Here is a 20,774-nt window from a genome sequence, read left to right as displayed (position 1 = left end):
TGATACAAAGATACCGTGGTATTGGACCTGAAAATTGTTCAACGCAAACCAAAGCTTGTCTGATTCAAACATTCATGGATGAAATGAATGTTTAATAAGCGTTGAAAAATTCTTGAAGGAGCATTGTGGTTGAAAACAATCTCAAAAGATACTTAGGTCCGATTGTTCTAATATATCCTGATTTTTTTATCAGGTTAAACAGACATATTAAGTGGTATAAGAGCGATTTGAAGTAGATCTTCTTTAAACCGGTTCGACCTTAGTATGTCCTGGGGTAAGATAAAAGGTCTTTAGCTTTGCTAAAGGCCTTTTTATTTTCGAGATACAATTAATTTAAATAAATTATGTTCTGCTTGGTTAGAACACCAACCGGAGGATAAAGGGCAAGGCGCTAACAATATGCTAACGCCTTTTAAACATTTGTATTGATCTATTTATAGAATTCGATCTTTTTCATCAATGGCCAGATCATTGATGCTTGCGAATCGTTTCTCCATTAGTCCGTATTGATCAAATTCCCAAAGCTCATTACCAAAGCTGCGGAACCATTGCCCTTGATGGTTATGCCATTCATATTCAAAGCGAACTGCGATACGGTTATCAGTAAATGCCCAAAGTTCTTTTTTAAGCTTGTAGCCAAGTTCGTTTTCCCATTTGTTTGCTAAAAATACTTTAACTTCTTCACGGCCCGAGATAAATTCCGACCGATTGCGCCATTCTGTATTAATGGTATAAGCCATGCATACTACTTCAGGATCGCGGCTATTCCATGCGCGCGCTGCAAGCATGACTTTCTTCATCGCGGAATCGTAGTTAAACGGTGGTACTGGGTTTTTAATTTCCATCAATCATTTGATTTATTTGTATTTCAAAAATTCCGGCTTATGCCGGGCTTGCTTTGATCAGTGTATTTTCGATTTTTCAAGACGCCCTACCGCCATGATTAAAATATACATAGCCATCCTCTTCAACCTGCCAACTCCAGGTATAAAGCCTTCACCTTTAAGCTGTATTATACTCGAAAATCTTATTTTGGAAGGTTGGAGAGAAACTTCAATATTTCATTTCCTATCTCCTGTACATGGGTTTCTAAGGCAAAGTGGCCAGTATCATAAAATTTTACCATTGCGTTAGGAATATCTTTTTTATAGGCCTCAGCTCCGGCTGGAAGAAAAAATGGATCTTTATTTCCCCACACAGCAAGCAATTTTGGTTTATTGGTTCTAAAATACTTTTGAAACGATGGATACAGATCAACATTTGTTTTATAGTCTTTCAACAGGTCAAGCTGAATTTCTGCAGATTCTGGCCTATCTAGAAAATACTGATCCATCATGTAAGTTTCTGGAGCTATGAGCGATGTATCGGTAACACCAGTAAAATACTGGAATCTTGTTCCCTCTTTGCTATAAAAAGACCTTAGTGCATCTCTATTTTCCTGGGTATTATTTTCCCAATATTTCTGAATCGGATTCCACCCCGTGCTCAATCCTTCTACATAGGCATTGCCATTCTGCGAAATAATCCCCGTAATTTTCTCTGGATTCGCAAGTGCCAGACGAAATCCAGTTGGCGCACCATAATCGAATACATAAATTGCAAACCTTTTTAAACCTAATTCATCTATAAAACCCTGCATTGTTTTGGCCAGATTTTCAAAAGTATAGGTATAAGTTGTACGATCCGGTAAATCAGTATTTCCGAATCCGGGAAGATCAGGGGCTATAATGTGATATTTTTTGTTCAATATCGGTATGAGGTTGCGGAACATATGTGATGATGTTGGGTAACCATGCAATAATAATATGGTGGGTGCTCCTGCCGGGCCTGACTCTCTATAAAATACGCCAAGTCCGTTTACATTTACCCTGCGGTGATGAACAACCCCAACTTCTAAAGCAGGACTTGTTTTAACTGTGGTTGATTGTGCCATAATTTTTGTTTCCCCTAATAAGCCAATCAGGATGATCGTGAAGGCTATTTTTAGTTTTTTCATTTTTTCTTTTTTTATTCAAAAGTAAACCTGATATTTAATCTTTAAAAATGATTTATAAAGATGTTATGCATCTTAATTTAAGATTTATGAACACAAATGACCTTAATTTATTTGAAGCCGTTGCGCATTATGGCAGTTTTACAAAGGCTGCTGAAGCAATGTTTACTGTTCAATCAAATGTAACTACCCGCATAAAAAATTTGGAAGAGGAGTTTGGTGCACTGCTTTTTACCAGAAACAACCGCAAGGTCGAATTAACTCCTGAAGGCGAAAAACTTATTCGCTATACCAAGCAAATCAACCATATTTTGGATGAGGCAAAAAGGTCGATTGGTAAAAGTGACGTCGTAAAGGGCAAGATCAAAATTGGATTTTTGGAAACCATGATGACCCTGAAAGGGCCTGAACTTGTTAATGAACTTGCCTCTAAATTTCCTTTTGTTGACTTGGATTTTAGATCCGCGATGAGAGCCAGCTTAATCAGTGATGTGTTGAATTATAAACTGGATGCAGCATTTATTCCTGCTCCTCTTGACATTCCTGAGCTTGAACAAATTAAAATAAAGGACGAACAGGTCGTAATTGTTGCTCCGGCAGACTGTGAAAACCTGGATATTCTACTTAAAAAAAGTCCACTTAAAACAATAGTTTTCGATCAAGGCTGCGTTTTTAGAGCTAAACTTGACGCTTGGCTTGTAAGTAAGGGTATTGCCGAATATCATAAAACAGTAATGAATTCTATTGAAGGTGTTGTAAATTTCATTGAATCCGGGATTGGATTTAGTGTGATGCCAGAAGAAATCATCAGTACCTTTTATGGTAATAGAAATATAAAAACATTCCATCTGCCAAAGGAGCAGGGACTTATGACAACGATTTTGGTCTACAGAAAAGATGTGCCACTTTCCCCTGCTTTAAAAGCCTTTATCAGCATCAGTAGCGGAACAAAAAGTAACAATGCCGATAAATAAAGATTTCACATTCGAGTTTCAAATTGTTATTAAATATTTTAACCTTGTAAGCGCTTAACTTAAATGCCTGACATATGAAAGATCTGGGACACGGCTTCACGCTTGTAGACAGGAGCATTTATCTGTATGATTCGGAAAAATTTACCAGCCTCAAAAAGACAATCGATTACGATTCGTTTGAGATGGTGGAAGCTTTTGAGGACAAAACTTTTTACTTCAGGGATAAAAACAGGGTGTATGTCACCAGCTATATGTGCAATGCTTCCGTTATTGAGGGCGCAAAGCCCGAAACATTTAAAGTTATACATGCCGAAGATGGCATTGGTTATGACGGGAACAATTATTATTGGTACAACACGTGCCTGCCATATGATTACAGCAAGGCAGAAAGATATAACGAGTATTATCTTCGGGCAGGTGATAAGGTTTATTTTCTTACATCTATTGTGGAAGGAGCTGATACAAAGACTTTCAGCATTATCTGGCAGAATATTGCCCGGGACAGGGAAAGCCTGTTTTTTAGGGGAAGGAATGTACCCGATGTGGATGTTGATACTTTTAAGACGGTGCCTGGCTGTTTTGATGCTTTTCATCTTCACCAAAGCCACACTTATTATGCAGCCGACCAGAACAATGTTTATTTTGTGAATACCATAGGCAAAGCCCTGAAGAAGCTAGCCGGAGTAAAGCCTTCGGACTTTTCGGTAAAGATTGTAGATAACAGGCTTTATGGGATAAGTGGTAAGGACATTTACTTTTTTGGCATTAAAAAGAAGGGCTTAGTGCTAGAATAAGGATGTTTAGGATGATTTAACATAACAAAGCATGTCGAGAAATTATGAGCGAATTACAAACAAAAAATTTTGCCTCATATTAAAGGGGGGGTAGGCTAGAGGACTCATCATTTTTTACCCTGGTTATATTGTTTAAAATAGCTAAGCTTTTCATAATTATCTTATTAATTCCGATATCATATTTCTGCATTATATAGTGTTATAACGGGCGATTTTCACCAGATTTCCCATGAACTGGTTCAATCTTGCTGCGTCCTAAGTTATTACCGTGCTCAAGTCTTGCTTTGCCATATTCATTTTTGGTACTACCTAATAGAACCTTGAATGAATAGAGAAGTCAATAAACTGTACCCGCAATAAATAATAGACGATCTCACCATATAATCATTTCGTAAATTCATAGCTTTTAACTAACTATGTCATTCATTAAATTATTAATGGAAGGAGAAGCTAGTAAAACACTTCATATCGACCAATTCGAAGCAATGTTTCGCAGAAACCATCAATTTCTGTGTGCTGTGGCTATGCAATATGTTCATGATCAGTTTGCAGCGGAAGATATGGTGCAGGACTTTTTCATAGATTTCTGGCAGAGGCGCCATACTATTCAACTAACCACAGGTTTCGAAGCCTATGCGCGCAGGGCAGTAAAATATAAATGCATTGACTTTCTGCGTAAAAGTGCAGTGACTGAAAAGAGGAATTCGATGCTGGCCGCTTTGGAAGAGGAACAAGAAGATAACGATGAGCAGGAATATAACGAAATCAGACATCAGCGCTATATCAAAATTGTAGAATTGATTCAGAAATTGCCTGAAAACAGGCAAAATATCTTTATTATGCATGCGGTTGATAAAATGAGCTATGCAGAAATCGCTAAAAAGCAAAATATTTCAATTAATACGGTTAAAACACAATTAAGCAGGGCTTATTCAGCGCTTCGTAATCATGCAATTCTTATTTTTATTGCCTTTTCTTCATTGCCAGGACGTTTTTAAATTTATTTTGAAAAAAAGGTAGCTATTTTATTGGTTTGCTGTCACCCATTTTTGATATAGCTACGACAGTGTATTGATATGGATAAAAATCTCAGTCCTTTTACTCCTGACTGGAACCAGCTTTTAGACAAACTGGAAGCAGATGAACAGTCGCCAAATTTCCTGAGTGCCGATGAACAGGTACTTTTAGCGGAACTTCGTGCCATCAGGGATGAATCTGCTGATGCATTGAAAACATACTCAACTTTTAATACCGATAAAAAGTGGGAGGAATTAAAAGCGCAGATTGCGGTAACCTCTGCTGTTCGGAACAGGGGCAAGCTGCGTAAACTTTGGATCAGCATCGCGGCTGCTGCGGTTTTGATCATTATAGGGGGCAGCCTTATTTATCACAGCAATCAGCCACAGCCACAAAAACTGGTGAATATCATCAGGAACGATATCGCTCCTGGCAAAAACACAGCAACACTTACCCTGGATAACGGCAAAAAAATAGTATTGTCCGCCGCCAATGAGGGTCAGCTGGCCAGCGAAGCGGGGATATTGATCAGTAAAACTGCTGATGGACAAGTTGTTTATACTGTAAAAGATGATCAAATGGCTGCAGGTACACACATCCATACCTTATCGACTGCCATGGGTGAAACTTACCGCCTCCGGCTGCCAGACCAAAGTGAAGTATGGCTGAATGCATCCTCTTCTATCAAATTTCCTGCATCATTTGCATCGGCGAAATTGCGTGAGGTTGAACTTACAGGTGAAGCCTATTTTGAAATTGCGAAAGACAAAACACACCCTTTTATCGTGAAAACCAACCTTCAGGAGGTACAGGTACTGGGCACACATTTCAATATCAACAGCTACGCTGATCATCAAAAAACAGTAACTACGCTGCTTGAAGGAAGCGTGCAGGTGTCAGATCATGCGGAACAGGGAAAAATCATCAAACCGGGAGAGCAATCGATAGTACAGGATGGGCAACCTATTACTGTTGCGCCTGCTGACATTAAAAATGTGATGGCCTGGAAAAATGGTTATTTCCGTTTCAGAAATGAGTCGATTGAGGATGTGATGGCAAAAATTATGCGCTGGTATGATATTGAGGTCGTATATATAGGGAAAGGATCTGGCGAGCTCTTCAATGGGAACATTTCGCTTCATAAAAATATAAGTGAAGTATTGAATATGCTCAGCTATTCTAATGATGTAAAATTTAAAGTTGAAGGAAGGAGGGTGACCGTTATACAATAAAAATCTACTTTATCTACTCTATAGGAAATTCAAAGTCCATCCCTGGAACCACAGGAGGATGTGCTCCAGAATAAAATACCAGTCCGACGTCAATCGAACTGGTAAAAAAAGGCTGGGAATTAACAAAAATTGTCAACTAACCGCTAAAAGCCGCGATCTCGAAAATACAAGGCTTGAAGCAACAACCTAACTTACCAAATGTACCAAATTTGCACTAAACCAGTGCGCTTTTTCAGCGCGCAAAATAACCTATGGAGAGTTATGAAGCTAACCACTCTACTCATGCTTGCTGTTTTCATGCAGGTAAGTGCGGGCACCTACGCACAGAAAATTACTTTGTCAGCCAGAAATGCTGAATTGTTTACCATTTTTGATCAGATCAGCGACCAGAGCGGTTACGATTTTGTGATTACGAATTCTGTATTAAAGAATTCTAAAAAAGTGACGATCGATGTTAAAAATGCGGAATTAAGCGACGTTCTGGATCAGATATTTAAAAACCAGTCGCTGGAGTTCACGATTACTAACAAATCTGTACTGGTTAGAAAGAAAGAGCCTGCATTCCTTGAAAAAATCATTAAAAGATTTCAATCAATCGATGTTACCGGAAAAGTGCTGGATGAAAAGAATCTGCCGCTTCCCGGCGCTATTGTCAGCATAAAGGGACTGAAAAAACAGACAGTGACCAATAACGATGGCGAGTTTACATTGAAGGATGTTGATGAAGATGCTGTGCTGATGATTACATTTTTAGGCTATCAGACCAGGGAAATCAAGGCTTCGGAAAATCTGGGCAATATCGTCCTGACCATTCAAACAGGTCAGCTGGATGAAGTGACTGTTTCCACAGGATATCAAACCCTGTCTAAAGAACGCGTAACAGGATCATTTTCTACTGTATCGTCCAAACAACTGGATCAACAGCGTTTGAGCAGTATGCAGTCGCTGCTGGAAGGCAGGATACCAGGTTACAATAATGGTCTGATCAGGGGAACAACTTCAATGAACAACGACTTGGTACAGCCTTTATACGTGATCGATGGCTTTCCGGTGGAAAACCTGAAACTGGATGCTAACAATGATGTAGCCCAAGGCATACCGGGACTAAACCTGGAAGATATTGAAAGCATTACGGTACTGAAAGATGCAGCAGCAGCTTCTATTTATGGTGCACGTGCCTCTAATGGTGTAATTGTTATTGTTACCAAGAAAGCAAAAAAAGGCAAGCCACAAATTTCTGCTTCCAGTACATTCACGCTTTCTCCTTACAGGCAATATACTGATAACCTGACCAATTCAGCAGATATTGTTGAACTGGAGAAGGAATGGGCTGCCAATAATCCGAATTTACGCGGTGCAAATGCCGGTGCCTACGCGGCCAACTTATTACAGAATGTGGCCTACCCGAGCCAGGGTATCAATGCCATTCTTAGAAATGCTGCAGGCACACTTTCACAGGCAGATCTCAATACAAAATTAGGCCAGCTGGCAGCCGGCGGATACCAGTATTATGATGATGTTGAAAAGTATAGCAAGCGCAGTCCTTTTTATCAGCAATATAACCTGAGTATTGGCAATGCGACAGAGAAAAATGCGTTGTACACTTCCGCAACCTACCGCAATAACAAAACGCAAGATAAATATGCGGGAGATGAATCGCTCGGCATCAACATCAACAATACTACTCAGATCAATAAATGGCTGACCATGGAACTGAGTACATTCCTATCTTATAATGAAGGTAAAACCCAACCTTACAACACCTTGTCGCCAGGTTATACATTTTTACCTTATGACAGGTTGGTAAACGCAGACGGAAGCAACTTTACCTCTACTGCTGCATCACGTTTATCAGCCAATAATATGGCATTGATTAATGATAACCAGCTGTACAATATGGACATTACGCCATTAGATGAACAGGCAATGAACATTGGTAAAACAAAGAACTTTACCAGCAGGTCGTTTGTCCGCCTGGGCGCAAAAATAACCGACTGGTTATCCTACAAATCAAGTTTTCAATATGAGTATGCAACCAGCAGGCTCGATCAACTGTATGATAAAAATTCCTATTTTGTTCGCGACAAGGTAAATAGTTTTGCTTCTTTCAATCCTGTGAGTGGCGGACAGGCAATCTTTAATCTGCCTTACGGAAATATCAATTACAAGGAAAATCAGTTCAATAATGCCTATAACTTCCGCCAGCAGTTAAACATTGACAAAACTTTTGGGGAGAAACATAGCTTAACCGCAATTTTAGGTTCTGAGATCAGGAACAGAAAAATTGAATATGATAATCAGTCGCTTTACAACTATAATCCAAATACATTAACCTACAGCCTGGTCAACCAGCCATTATTGGGCAGCTACCCCGGTGATATTCTGGGCGGAGGAAATTTCACAGACAGGGATGCGGCTGTTAACAGGATCAGTACAGAGCGTTTTGTCTCTTTCTATAGTAATGTTGGCTATGCCTATGATGAAAAGTATCTCTTTACAGGTAGTATCCGCTGGGACAAATCAAACCTTTGGGGTACAAGTTCGAAATATCAGAATACGCCAATTTGGTCATTGGGTGCCGGCTGGAATATCAACAAGGAATCATTCTTTAATGCAGACTGGGTAGACAGGTTGAAACTGCGCGCTTCGCATGGTATCGGCGGTAACGTTTATACAAATAGTGCACCATTCACCACTTTTAATTTCAATCCCAATAACAATGTAGGCGGTTTACAGGCTACCGTAGGCAGCAGACCAAACCCATTGTTATCATGGGAAAAAACTACGACCACCAATGCCGGTCTGGATTTCGCAATTTTCAAAAACCGTCTCTCTGGATCGGTTGACTATTACCATAAAAGTGGCAAGGATTTGCTGGCCAACACGCAGGGGGTTCCGACCGAAGGGTTCGGTTATTCAACCTACGTAATCAATAACGGAGAGATGCTGAACCAGGGAGTTGAACTGGCCTTGTCAGGTGATATCATCCGTGGCAAAGACCTGACCTGGAATTTGGGGATGCAATATGCCTTTAATAAAAATAAAGTTACTTATGTCAATGTAGAGGCACCGTTTTATGTTCTTCAGCTTGATTATCCGCAATCATTCCCACGTATCGGAAATCCATACAATGCCATTTACAGTTATCAATGGGCTGGTTTAAGTAATACAGGATTGCCACAGGTTTACAATGAAAAAGGAGAGAAGGTACAGGCTTCACCGGCTACGCTGCAATCTATTGTTTACAGCGGATCGACCGTTCCAAAATACAGCGGATCAGTAAACAGTACGCTTTCCTATCAAAACTTCAGCCTATCCTTCCTGCTGACTTTCGAGGGCGGTCATAAAATGAGGGATACATTTTTACCTGTGCTGGGAGCCGACTATAACGGTGCCCTGAACGGATATGTTACACAAATCTCCGCAGTAAATAAAGACATTGTAAACAGGTGGAGAAATCCGGGTGATGAGCTGAAGACCAATATTCCTAAAGTTGTTTTTGCTGAAGACCCTAACTATAATAGTCAAAGTGCTGACATCTACAGGTATGCTGACATCAATGTGTTGGATGCGACTAATATGCGCCTGAGAAATATTTCCCTGGCATATAAAGTACCACAACTGATCGCTAAAAAAGCAGGATTGAGCAATATACGTTTCCAGTTTAATGTGGAGAATGCGTTTACATTGGCCAAATCCAAAACTGCAAAATACCTGCTCAACGGATACCTTACTCCTAATTATGTATGGGGTGCTTATCTTAATTTCTAGGAAACCATTTTATACTGCATTTAGCAACAAACAATATTTAAAGACATAAGTGATGAAAAATATATTTTCAAACACCATAAAATTAGTTGCTCTCGCTTCAGTGCTGAGCTTTAGCGGCTGCAAAAAATTTATTGATATCCTTCCTGTAGGAAATGGCCAGATCCCTACTACACTATCAGACTATGAAGCCCTGATCCGCGATGAGTATAGTAATCACCGTTCAGATATCACCCAGGCAGTACTTTTGCTCAATGATAAATTTGAAACCAGCAGCAACCTGAATTACTATCCCCTGTACAAGGCGAACTACAACTGGAACGAATCGGCCAACAGGGTTGCCTTAAACAATGCTGATGAAGGCACTTACTATAACAATTACACCGGAATAAACACCAGCAACCTGATTATTGAAAAGGCAGCGGGAACAACAGAGGGGACGGAGGCACAAAAAGCGGAACTGATCGGACAGGCAAAAGTGCTGAGGGCAATGGATTATGATATCCTGGCCAATTATTATGCAGACACTTATGAAGAAGCAAACGCAGCCACCAAATTATCTGTGCCGCTGATCCTCAGTGCTGATATTGGCGCTGCTTATACCCAGGTATCGATCAAAGAATTGTATGATTTTATGCTAAAGGATATCAATGAAGCCATTCCGGCTTTGGGTGCTACCAGTGCAACAGTACTGCATCCCAACCTCGGATCCGCAAACGCGCTGAAAGCAAGAATACTGCTGCAAATGGGAAGATATGCTGATGCCCTGGCTGCAGCAAACGAAGCGCTGAAGTACAATGATAAACTGTTCGACTGGACAACATTTTATAATACCTACAAAACGCAGATAGAGGCAGTTAATGTATATAACAATGCGCCTTCGCCAATGGGTTTCAATTACGTTGAAAATTATTATTTCCGTCACGGAGCATCGAGCAATGCCGGACGGGAACAGGCGATCCGCGTTGACCGCGCAAGTCGCTTTGAACAGGGAGATGCAAGATTCGCTTCACGCTGGAAACTCCGGACCGTTGGCGCAGATACTTATTACACCAGCATCACTACTGGTTATTTTAATGTAGGTGGTTTAACAACTACTGAAGTGTATCTGATCAAAGCGGAATGTCAGGCACGCCTTAACGATATTCCTGGCGCAATGTCTACATTAAATGCGGTAAGGGTAAAAAGAATCTTTGCTGCAAATTATGCACCCTTAAGTGCATCTAACACTATAGATGCGGTAAAGCTCATTCAACGTACTAAAAGAAACGAACTTATTTTAGGGATTACGCCTTTTGCTGATACACGCCGTCTGAATAAAGATCCTAATTATGCTGTTACATTGAGCAAAACAGAAGGCGGACAGGCTTTAACGCTTGCCCCGAACGCTCATCTCTGGACGATGCCATTTCCTCTGGGTGCTTCTAAAAATCCGGGCAATGGTACCATCAAACAGAATGTAGACAAGTAGATCAAAACGCACCTATGAAACTAAAAATAGAAATTGCACTGCTCCTGATACTTTTTACCATCTTCTCCGGACAGGCGAAAGCAGCGTCTTTAACAGTCACCATCAACGGGACTGTTAAAGGGCTGCCGGATGGCGCAAATATCAATCTTGTTCCGGGTGCTACACATGCAAATGAGCAGCCTGTGGCAACGGCTGTGATTAGCAGTGGGCACTTTTTGCTCAAAGGAAAAATATCCGCAGAACCTAGGCTGTATTATTTACGGATTGCAGGCGTTGGCGGACAAACCTCATTGATGCTTCAACCCGGGAATGTTGTGGTAACAGCTACAGCTAAGCTTTTGGGCAATGGCGACCGTACATATTATGAGTTTACCAACGTAGTTGTGAAAGGGAGCGAATCACATATGCTGTATATGCAAAAAATTGCGCCAAAGAATGCACTTAATGCACTCTATCTAACTAACCAGGAAGCCAATAAAGAGGTAATAAACAAGCGAAATGAAGCAGTTGCAGCAAAAGATACCGCACTGGTGAAATCAATAACAGATGGCCCGGCCTGGAAAAAAGCAATGGCTGATGAATCACAATTCTTTAAGCAGGTGCAGACAAATCTGCGTAAAATTGTGACTGACAATAAGGATTCTTTCTGGGGGCCACTGCTGGCACTTGACATTTACAGTTATTTTACACCGGAAGACAAAAGTTTGTATGCGGAGCTGTCGCCTGCAGCCCAAAAAAGTTATTACGGTAAAATCATGGGTGATTTAGTTAACCCGTTAGGTTTTAAAGGCCAGAAGGCACCTTTGCTGGTTGCGAAAAATGAGGAAGGGCAGCCTGCAGAATTAGGAATATTAAAAAAAGGACATAAATACATACTGGTCGATTTTTGGGCTTCGTGGTGTGTTCCATGCCGTAAGTCGATTCCTAATTTGAAAAAAGTATATGCAGATTATAAGGATAAAGGCCTGCAGATCGTTAGTATTTCGATTGATAAAAAAGAGGGAGACTGGTTAAAGGCACAGCAGGAAGAAAAACTGCCATGGCCAAGTTTTCTGGATAGGGGAGCGACGGCCAATGCCTGGAAAGTACAGGCTATACCTGCTATGTTTCTTTTAGATGAGCAGGGAAAAGTTGTGTTGGAAAACATGAGCCTTGAAGAAGTAATCAACAAGTTAAAATCAATATAACATGAACATTTTATTTAAGCGCATATTAACCCTTGTACCTGCGGCACTTTTGTGTTGCGGAGGCCCGCTATTTGCCCAAAACGGGAAATATGTATTGACCGGTAAGTTACCTGCCGTTAACGACAAGGTTTATCTTGGTCACGAAGTTGGAGATAAATATGTCGTTACAGATTCAACTAAGGTTGTTAATGGCACCTTTATGTTTAAAGGAACGGTAAAACAACCGGGCTTTTATAAATTAGAAAGTAGGCGCCTGAAAAACCCAATACTATTTATATTGGAAAATGCTGCGATCAATATCTCTAAACCTGACAGTATATCTCCCGTAGTTATCAGCGGTTCTACTGCTCAGGATGTATATATGGGCTTTTACAACGGCCCATGGAAAGAAATTACTGTTAAAGCCGGAAGTATTTATGCAAGGCTTGATCAGGCAGAGAAAGCGGGTAAAAAGGATACCGCTACCCATGCAGGTTTCGATCGTGAATTCAGGACGCTTGATACCCTGAACATTGCAGCTGTAAAGCAATATATCCTAAAAAATGCCGCTTCGGCCGGATCTGCAGCAATCATTTATGACCGCTTTATCAGTTATCCGAATTTTCCGGTAGCCGAAGAATTATTTGGGCTGCTCACTAAAGATGCGCAGCAATCAGAAATTGGCGAACAAATCAGGACAGCGTTAAAAACCAATGCGAAAACCGCCAAAGGGAAAGTTGCCCCGGCTATTGCGATGCCCGATAAGGATGGTAAGATCGTAAAGTTGTCTGATTTTAAAGGTAAATATGTACTGGTTGATTTCTGGGCAAGCTGGTGCGGCCCCTGCCGGAGAGAAAATCCTAATGTAGTTGCAGCTTACAAAAAGTACCATGATAAAGGCTTTGAAATTTTGGGCGTATCTCTTGACTCTAAAAAGGACGCCTGGTTAAAAGCCATCGCAGCTGATGGCCTTACCTGGACGCATGTGTCTGATCTGCAGGCCTGGTCGAACTCCGCAGTTAAAGCTTATGGTGTAAAATCTGTGCCGGCAAGCTTTCTGCTTGATCCGGAAGGTAAGGTAGTAGGTAAAGATTTGAGAGGAGAGGAACTGAACAAAACCCTGGAAGGTATCTTCAAATAGTAGTTAAACAATAATATATGAATAGCTGCGGCCCTAGGCTTGCAGCTATTTTTGTTTTAAGTCAGGTTGGTTTTTGAATCCTTTGTGCAAAGCAGGGTTTGAGATAGCAAGTGGAAGTAGGAAGTAATACAGTTAATTCTTGTACCCCCGGATGCTTGTATTTTTGAGGAATGGGATTGCACCTGATGCAAATACCAACAATAACAGGTAATAACCTTTCATGAGCTTTTTACAGGTTATCTAAAGTATTATGTTGCTAATTAAACAATTCTCAACCCGAATAAGCTATCTAATGAATGGAACGATTTCTCCAAATGGGGTGCTGGTTAAACTTCCGTAAAGCGATAATAAAAATAATATACCGATTACCAAAAAGGAATAAGGGCTTATACCAAAATTCTGTACCTTTTTTTACTGTGTATCTGTAATAGAGATAGGTGCTTGTCAAATAAATTGTTGTGAAAGCCAACATCATGTAAGTAACGGTCATAATTGTATTTTAAGTTTAAATTTTATCTGTAGTAAGGATTATCTCTTGTATCTAAAGCTTTGTTTAATTGTGGTTTCCAGTCGCTAATTTCCAAAGAATTACTGCAAGGACAGTTATTATTAGCAGATTTTGATTGACCATAAGCTACAGACGACAACATTTTTTTAAATGTTTGATAACTTCTACAAGCATAAAAATTAGTCATATGAATAAAATTAAACCGCAAATAAAGCAATCGCACTTTAATTAATGCCAATTTTAGCTACACATACGCCGAACTGGTAGTCTAATCGTGCAAAATTATGATTCTAATTGTTAATCTTCTTTGGTTATTTTAACATCAGTAAAATGACCTAGTGTCCCAGGGCCAATCCATAATCCTACACTTCCGCGGATATTTTTACCCTGCTTCAGGTCATTTACGATCAAAGTAGGTTGATGCGCACCGTTTACATATAGTCTGGCCGTTTCATCTTGTACTACAATTTTTACTTTGACCCATTCTGCCGGCAATATATCTACATATGCCTCATACTTTCCCGGCGTTTCTTTTCTCAATTTTTCCCAGGGATATCCCGGAATAGAAATATACTGGCTGGAATGATTTCTGCGTAACTGATCATTTGCCCGACCATTGGTAGGACGTAAATAAAAAACCTCCATTTTTGAAGCGTCAGAAGCTGCTCTGAATGCTATCCCAACAAATCCACGGGCTGTTTCTCCGGCGCTTGCAAGCGGTTGCCCTGAAATTGTAGCCTCAATTATCCCGTTATGGAATTCAATATCCTTTAAGACCGCAAGCGTATTGTCTCCGTTTGCTTCACCTTTCATTTCCAGTTCTAAAGCATTTTTACCTTTAAAGGTAGATTCTTTAACTGTTACCTGAAATGGAACTACATCAGCGGTTTTTTTTGCGCTGTTTTGTGCATTTAAGTTCAAGCTGAACAAGATGTTTAGAACCAGGATATACAGTAGTTTATTGATCATAAGAGAAGCATATGGTTGTGTCTTAATTCATCTAAAATAGAAAAAAATGGTTTTTTATTTAGCATCTTATAATAATCTTTACCCTATCAAATCTAATTCCCCACTTGATCAAAAGCTTTCATCATGATTTCGCTTGGATCGCTATCTTTAAAGAGAACTGTTGGTATTTTGTATGTTTTCGTTTTAGTTGTGCTAGGCATAGCCTCTTTCATCGTATTAATATCGGTTTGGGTATAAGTGCCTTTTAGCAAATCGATTTTTTGATCAGTTTGTCCGCCAGCGCCCATGCTAAAAGCATTAATTTGCGTTAAAACTAAAGCTTTATCGATGTATTTGTAAATGCTTTCTATGCTGCCTGCCGGGCCAGTAGATTGCATCGAAATAACCAGTTTTCCACTATCAATACCAACATTTTCGTAATCGCAGACTGGATAACCATCTTCGCGATATTTAGGCCCAATCACGGAGAGAGATTTACTGTAAAGGTTATATTTTTCACCTTGTTTTAAGAGTACTAGTGTAGGGCGAAGTGCGGTGGTATCTCTTGTATTGATAAGTACAATAACTGCATCTTTTTCGCCATCATTGTTCAGATCTCCTGTTGCTTCTAAATCCATTTTGTAATTGGCCGGAACAAAATCTGTTATGGTATTACCGGTGCCAGGAAAAACAGGATCTGAATTTGTGGGTTGTACTTGCTGAGGGACTTCCGTTTGGTGAACCAAGGTGTCTACAGCAAGTGTTTCTTGTTTTTTCTGCTTGTTTTGACAAGCAGCAATTGTTAATGTTATACCAAAAAAGAGTATAAATTTTTGAAGCGATTTCATCATAGTGTTTTGATTAATAACTTAGTAGTGGCGGTTTTCTTTAAGCAAATTTTTATCTGCACGGTGTCTTTTTCAAAAAAATATTTATAGTAATTGCGCTATCTTTTTTCAATGAAGCACATGCGTCTTTATTTTACAAACCAATAGAAACAATACGCAAGGATTAAGTTAAGACAGATTTCCTTCTATCTGTTCCGTTTATTCACGTCTTAGCTATGGTAACTTATAATTCACTAAGCCTTCGTTTTTAAGCAACAAGCCTGAGCCACCAGGCTTGCCGTTTACATTTTGGTAGCCACTTGTTGCGCAATGGCATGGCCCAACCGGGCCAAACATACCGTAATTGTAAACCGCCATGTAGCTAAATCCCGAAAGTAAATAAGTTCTGTTTTTAATGACAAGGATAATCCGATCGTTAATGTTAAATTCTTTAAAAGGCATGATAAGTGTTTGAGTTTCCCGGTCATCTTTACCTACAAAATTTATAGTGGTATCTTTAACAATGCGTTTGTCGCGCTGCAAATAAAAGTTAATCTTTTTTAATTCTTTGTTTGTAAAACCATTAACCATAATTTCAAAGTTCCCTTGCACCGTTTTTATCGTGTCGCAAACTGCTTTCTGGTACCGAATGGCTTCTTTCTTTTTACTGTAGCGGTTCCATGCTATGCTCCCCCAAATGAAACCAAAAAACAAAAGAATAAGTGCGATGAATACTGTAATCAATATTCCAATGATTTTAAAGATCTTTTTAGCAGTCATTTGATTGTTTATTGTAAAAAGCGCAGAAGCTATGTTTAAAATGTTTAACTATACGCTCTGAAAATTAATTTAGCTTGTTTTTTAAAAATGCATCGGCCTCCACTTTTCCAAATTCTTTTTTATCCTCGTCCCATAAATAAGCTTTGTAATAGACTTTTTTATCATCCGCGTTTTCTTTACAAACTCCGGCAATAAAAAGCCTGCTTTTCAGGTTACCCATTGCACTATCTTCTGCGAAAAGACATGAATTCTCTTCACCTAATGGTAAATCGTAAATTTTACCGTCGCGAACATCAACCATAAAACCCATAATACAGCTTGCTCCACAACCAAACACGGAAACCACATAATATCCTGCAAAATCAACCTCAATAGTTGTATAGGCTTCGGTAATTCGTGTTTTAAAATCTTTAGCTTCGGGATAGCTTGTCCAATCTATAGGTGCATGTTTAGTTACTTTTTCAGCATCTACCTGGTACCGTTCAAAATCAATGCTATCCTGATAATTGATGCGGGCTTCTTCTTGCTGGTCTTTTGGCAGCTGACCTGATGGCGCTAAGTTGTTGGAGGTGTCAATGACGGCCGTTGCTGTGGTATCTGTACCAGCAACTTCAACTGCTTTTTTGGTAGTTTGCTGATTATTACAAGCATAAGTTAATACAGATAGAACTACCAGTAAATATTTACCGATTTTTGTCATGAGTTGAAAACATTAATTAAGATTTATTATTAACATATTTCCCCTTATTTGGTTTAACGAAAATTTAGCCTTTGCCGAAATTACACTTGCTAAAAAATGATAATCCCTTTGTTTTAAGATTCAATAAAAGCCATTTGTTAATTTAGTTTTTGATAATAAATTATCTTTTTGCCACATTAATAATCAAATAAATTGCCTTGGATATCATGCCATTTGAGAATGGGTTTTCATGATTTTGTTTTACCCGGCAATATCTATTCTCTTAAATTTTAGATATTTACCATCGATAACGGTGAAACTGTAAATAACATTGTATTCACCCTCACTTACGCGATTGCCTTCCTCGTCTGTTTCGTTGTTGGCATAAGCTAAGTTGAAACTTAATATCTTACTAGTCGGATTGTATTCTGCAATCAGTTTATATATATGATCAGCTGTTGTAACTTCTGGCGTTTCATTAAAGTGTGTTGCATACAGCTTGTCAGATTTAATTTTCAATAACATTTTAACAAAATCGGCATTGAAAATTCGGGTATGGTATTGTTCTAAATCTTGCTCATAAAATAGATCAGAATTTTTGAACTTGTTTTTTCTCACCTGTATTTCTGCTGCGGTTAAATTGCATAAGCTCCAAATTGAAGTGCCATCGTCAGAAACGGGGAAATCGAAATAAGTTTTCAATTTTTTGAGATCCTTTAAATGCAGGGCTTCCCTAAAATTTTTAAAATCATCTAACCAATTCTTTACTTCAACATCGTTTTCTTTTGGAGGGATAATATTGGTACTGTCAGAGACTTTGGTTTGCGAAACCAGATTGTTTTCTGCTTTTTTTTGATTGCTGTTACAGGCAGATAATAATAGGATGGAGGCGAAAATTAGATATACATGTTTCATACAATAGCGCTGTTAATCTTGTTTTATGATATGGAAACCTATGTATACGTTAACGCTAAAAACGCATAATGGTTTTGATAAAGATGTTGCTTTAGAAAAATCTGTTTTTAGATGTATTGCTTTGCTACCTGAACAGATTTGCCAGATTAACCCGGAATGAAGCGAGCCGCTTTGAGCCCATTACTTTAAGAATCCTAACTAAGGAACTCCGTTAACCTGGAGCAAAATAGCCTGATTATAGCTGTCCGCGGAAGCCAGGCGAAAAATGCGGTATGTTATACCCATTCTGAACACGGGAATAGTTTCGCGCCATTGATCTTGTAACTCCGCGAATGGACTATAAAACATCGGACAATTATGCTTGAGGTATTAAAATTTGACCAGTAATTTTAGGTTTGAAATTTATTCAGTTTTTAGAAGTAATTACTAAAAGACCTAATACTCCCAATTTTATAGCTCCATTGTCTCATCCAGAAAACTTTAAAACTTAAAAGAGAATGGCGGCAGATTTTCAAAACTATTTTACCACTGTCGCTTCAAGTTCAATTTTTAGTGTTTCAAAAAGGCTTTTTACCTCCAGTACAGTAGAAGCTTGCTTGATATTATTTTTATTGATCCAATTTTGAATGACGTCAAAATTTTCGAATAATTCTGAGCTTGAAGTGGTATAAATATTTAACCTGACCACGTTCTTCAATTCATAATCTGCTTTATGAATAACTTTCTCTAAATTTTGAATGGTATGGATGATTTGCGAACGCATATCTTCATCGCTTGATACGCCCTGATCACTTATCGCAGTTTGACCAGAAACATATAGCGTACCTTCTGCATTTTTTACTTCTACCGCTTGTGCATAACTTCTTGCATCTTGCCAAGTCCAGGGATTGATAATGTTTTTTTGCATAACAAAACTATCTGATAAATTTCTTACCTGCAAAATTCCAAGTACTTTTTGTAATTCGGGTGTGACCAGGATCACTTTTATCTTTTAGCTTTATACAGCCTGCTCAATGTCTCCCTCGAAACCCCAAGATATCGTGCGAGTATGGATTTTGGAACTCTTTGGCCAAGCGATGGATATACCTGCAGAAATTGTTCATAACGCTGTCTCGGATTTAGTGTGAGCAGCGACAAAATCCTTTTTTGACTGGCAATATGTCCCCTTATTGATTTGTCTAAAAAATAGTCTGAGAGTCTGTATTTATTCAAAATCAGAAAGTAATCATCAAAGCTCAAACTGTATACCTCTGTATTTTCAAGGCATTGTAGTGTTAACGTAGCTTTGGTTTGATGATAAAAGGCAGAAAAGTCTGTTTCCCACCAGTTTTCAAAAGCAAATGACAAAATGAATTCATTGGCATCATTATCGAAATAAGATAGTTTAACTAAGCCCGAAGAGATAAAATAAATGTGCTGAACTGCAGTATCTTCTTTTATAATAAATTCTTTTTTCAAATATTTCCGATAGAAAAAAACACTTTTAAGTTTATTGAATTCGGCTTCCGTCAGGTTTTTGAAAATGTCAATATCGTTTTTTAGAAAAGGCTTCATAAGCTGCTTAAAAGTTTCTAAAGATACCTAATAACTTATAACGGGATTGCATGAGCTATAAGTAGGTTTTAAAAGACAATTACTTTTGTATTTTAAATTTATTTATAGAACCTCTGGTATTAGATTTCACATCGATGCGTATGTGATATTTTTCTTCGGGTTAAATGATCAATCCGGTTGAAAAAGGGCTGTGCTTATGTTATTGAGGCATAGTTATTGATTTAATTACAAAAAAGGCAAGATATTATGAAATTGAATAGTACCCCTAACCTTAGTTATGTTTCTTTTTTCAGTCCTGCAATTTCGTGTAGTAAGGGCGATTTTAATGAAGGCAGATCGAATAAGGTAATTCTAAAGAAAATGGCCAATAGAGAGGACGTAAAACAGTCGTTAGGATCTTTTACAGAAGTATATGCAGGAACTTAAAAGTTTGATACGTTCCAGCGTTGGGTTGGAAGAAGAAGATCTTCAGAAGATTTTAGGGCATTTCACCTTAAAAACACTGCAAAAGAGTCAATTATTAATGAAACGCGGCCAGATCGCTTCACACTATTATTTTTTAAATAAAGGAGCACTTCGCTTTTTCTATAACGATGATCAGGAACTTACGGCCTGGATTGTCCAGCCAGGAGAGTTTTTCGCTGAAATTTCCAGCCTGAGTCCGGCGTTGCCTTCACGGTTCAATATTGAGGCGGTTGTAGACACGGAACTATACTGTATCCATAAAAGCGATATGGATTTGCTTTATAGACAAATTCCCGCATGGCAGGAGTTTGGCCGAAAACTCTGGGAGGGTATGGCGGTGCGCATGATCAGCGAGATCATCAGCTTCCAAACCATGACTGTAGAGGAACGTTACCTGGCATTTCTACAAAAGCCAGGCTTCATGCAATTTATTTCTGTAAAGCAACTGGCTTCTTACCTCGGCATCACACCAAATGCCCTGAGCCGTATCCGTAAAAATCTTCGCTAATTGTATTATCTACCAAATGGTAGTTCGATTGACT

At 39.0% G+C, this 20,774-nt stretch carries 19 protein-coding genes; 10 read left to right on the top strand and 9 right to left on the bottom strand.

All coding sequences use genetic code 11. The features are described 5' to 3' along the window. Positions 1 to 434: 434 nt before the first annotated feature. Both OQX63_RS07120 and OQX63_RS07115 read right to left on the bottom strand, forming a co-directional pair. Complete coding sequence (locus tag OQX63_RS07120) at positions 435 to 845, bottom strand: nuclear transport factor 2 family protein (protein ID WP_265850209.1); 411 nt, start codon at positions 843 to 845, stop codon at positions 435 to 437. A gap of 182 nt (positions 846 to 1,027) precedes the next feature. Next, a complete protein-coding gene (locus OQX63_RS07115; RefSeq protein ID WP_265850208.1) occupies positions 1,028 to 1,996 on the bottom strand; it encodes an alpha/beta fold hydrolase in 969 nt (322 codons plus the stop codon). An 86-nt stretch (positions 1,997 to 2,082) separates the two neighbouring features. On the opposite strand from OQX63_RS07115, the gene OQX63_RS07110 reads away from it, so the two are divergent. The 8 genes from OQX63_RS07110 to OQX63_RS07075 all read left to right on the top strand — a co-directional run bounded on the left by OQX63_RS07110 (position 2,083) and on the right by OQX63_RS07075 (position 13,556). Beyond that, positions 2,083 to 2,967 carry a LysR family transcriptional regulator gene (locus OQX63_RS07110; protein WP_265850207.1) on the top strand — a complete coding sequence of 295 codons (885 nt, stop codon included), beginning with the start codon at positions 2,083 to 2,085 and terminating at the stop codon, positions 2,965 to 2,967. A 74-nt stretch (positions 2,968 to 3,041) separates the two neighbouring features. Further along, positions 3,042 to 3,761: a DKNYY domain-containing protein gene (locus OQX63_RS07105; RefSeq protein ID WP_265850206.1), complete on the top strand. Its 720-nt coding sequence runs from the start codon at positions 3,042 to 3,044 to the stop codon at positions 3,759 to 3,761. A 416-nt stretch (positions 3,762 to 4,177) separates the two neighbouring features. Next, positions 4,178 to 4,759 (top strand): RNA polymerase sigma-70 factor, encoded by a 582-nt coding sequence (locus OQX63_RS07100; RefSeq protein WP_265850205.1) that lies wholly within the window; start codon positions 4,178 to 4,180, stop codon positions 4,757 to 4,759. Positions 4,760 to 4,837: 78 nt separating this feature from the next. Continuing rightward, the gene (locus OQX63_RS07095) at positions 4,838 to 6,010 is read left to right on the top strand and encodes a FecR family protein (RefSeq protein ID WP_265850204.1); all 1,173 of its coding nucleotides are present in this window, start codon (positions 4,838 to 4,840) and stop codon (positions 6,008 to 6,010) included. A gap of 261 nt (positions 6,011 to 6,271) precedes the next feature. Further along, positions 6,272 to 9,781 (top strand): SusC/RagA family TonB-linked outer membrane protein, encoded by a 3,510-nt coding sequence (locus OQX63_RS07090; RefSeq protein WP_265850203.1) that lies wholly within the window; start codon positions 6,272 to 6,274, stop codon positions 9,779 to 9,781. 52 nt (positions 9,782 to 9,833) lie between these two features. Then, on the top strand, positions 9,834 to 11,249 hold the full coding sequence (locus OQX63_RS07085) for a RagB/SusD family nutrient uptake outer membrane protein (protein WP_265850202.1): 1,416 nt from the start codon (positions 9,834 to 9,836) through the stop codon (positions 11,247 to 11,249). A gap of 14 nt (positions 11,250 to 11,263) precedes the next feature. Beyond that, positions 11,264 to 12,436 carry a TlpA disulfide reductase family protein gene (locus tag OQX63_RS07080; protein ID WP_265850201.1) on the top strand — a complete coding sequence of 391 codons (1,173 nt, stop codon included), beginning with the start codon at positions 11,264 to 11,266 and terminating at the stop codon, positions 12,434 to 12,436. A gap of 1 nt (position 12,437) precedes the next feature. Continuing rightward, a complete protein-coding gene (locus tag OQX63_RS07075; protein ID WP_265850200.1) occupies positions 12,438 to 13,556 on the top strand; it encodes a TlpA disulfide reductase family protein in 1,119 nt (372 codons plus the stop codon). A gap of 805 nt (positions 13,557 to 14,361) precedes the next feature. On the opposite strand, the gene OQX63_RS07070 is transcribed toward OQX63_RS07075, so the two are convergent. From OQX63_RS07070 to OQX63_RS07040, 7 genes are all read right to left on the bottom strand, one after another. Then, on the bottom strand, positions 14,362 to 15,033 hold the full coding sequence (locus OQX63_RS07070) for a hypothetical protein (RefSeq protein WP_265850199.1): 672 nt from the start codon (positions 15,031 to 15,033) through the stop codon (positions 14,362 to 14,364). A gap of 92 nt (positions 15,034 to 15,125) precedes the next feature. Further along, complete coding sequence (locus OQX63_RS07065; protein ID WP_265850198.1) at positions 15,126 to 15,863, bottom strand: hypothetical protein; 738 nt, start codon at positions 15,861 to 15,863, stop codon at positions 15,126 to 15,128. A gap of 210 nt (positions 15,864 to 16,073) precedes the next feature. Continuing rightward, positions 16,074 to 16,619 (bottom strand): hypothetical protein, encoded by a 546-nt coding sequence (locus OQX63_RS07060; RefSeq protein ID WP_265850197.1) that lies wholly within the window; start codon positions 16,617 to 16,619, stop codon positions 16,074 to 16,076. A gap of 64 nt (positions 16,620 to 16,683) precedes the next feature. Then, positions 16,684 to 17,319, bottom strand: coding sequence for a hypothetical protein (locus OQX63_RS07055; RefSeq protein WP_265850196.1), 636 nt, complete (start codon positions 17,317 to 17,319; stop codon positions 16,684 to 16,686). A 240-nt stretch (positions 17,320 to 17,559) separates the two neighbouring features. Continuing rightward, positions 17,560 to 18,213 carry a hypothetical protein gene (locus tag OQX63_RS07050; protein WP_265850195.1) on the bottom strand — a complete coding sequence of 218 codons (654 nt, stop codon included), beginning with the start codon at positions 18,211 to 18,213 and terminating at the stop codon, positions 17,560 to 17,562. Between the two features lie 517 nt (positions 18,214 to 18,730). After that, a complete protein-coding gene (locus tag OQX63_RS07045; RefSeq protein WP_265850194.1) occupies positions 18,731 to 19,120 on the bottom strand; it encodes a RidA family protein in 390 nt (129 codons plus the stop codon). A gap of 77 nt (positions 19,121 to 19,197) precedes the next feature. Next, complete coding sequence (locus OQX63_RS07040; RefSeq protein WP_265850193.1) at positions 19,198 to 19,767, bottom strand: Crp/Fnr family transcriptional regulator; 570 nt, start codon at positions 19,765 to 19,767, stop codon at positions 19,198 to 19,200. Between the two features lie 246 nt (positions 19,768 to 20,013). On the opposite strand from OQX63_RS07040, the gene OQX63_RS07035 reads away from it, so the two are divergent. Continuing rightward, positions 20,014 to 20,193 (top strand): hypothetical protein, encoded by a 180-nt coding sequence (locus OQX63_RS07035; RefSeq protein ID WP_265850192.1) that lies wholly within the window; start codon positions 20,014 to 20,016, stop codon positions 20,191 to 20,193. Next, entirely contained in the window at positions 20,180 to 20,740 is a 561-nt protein-coding gene (locus OQX63_RS07030) for a Crp/Fnr family transcriptional regulator (protein WP_265850191.1), read from the top strand. The genes OQX63_RS07035 and OQX63_RS07030 overlap by 14 nt, the downstream gene beginning before the upstream one ends. Positions 20,741 to 20,774 lie beyond the last annotated feature (34 nt).

It is taken from the genome of Pedobacter sp. PF22-3, assembly GCF_026239555.1.
Classification (GTDB): Bacteria; Bacteroidota; Bacteroidia; order Sphingobacteriales; family Sphingobacteriaceae; genus Pedobacter.
This window is presented reverse-complemented; position numbering and strand designations above follow the sequence as displayed.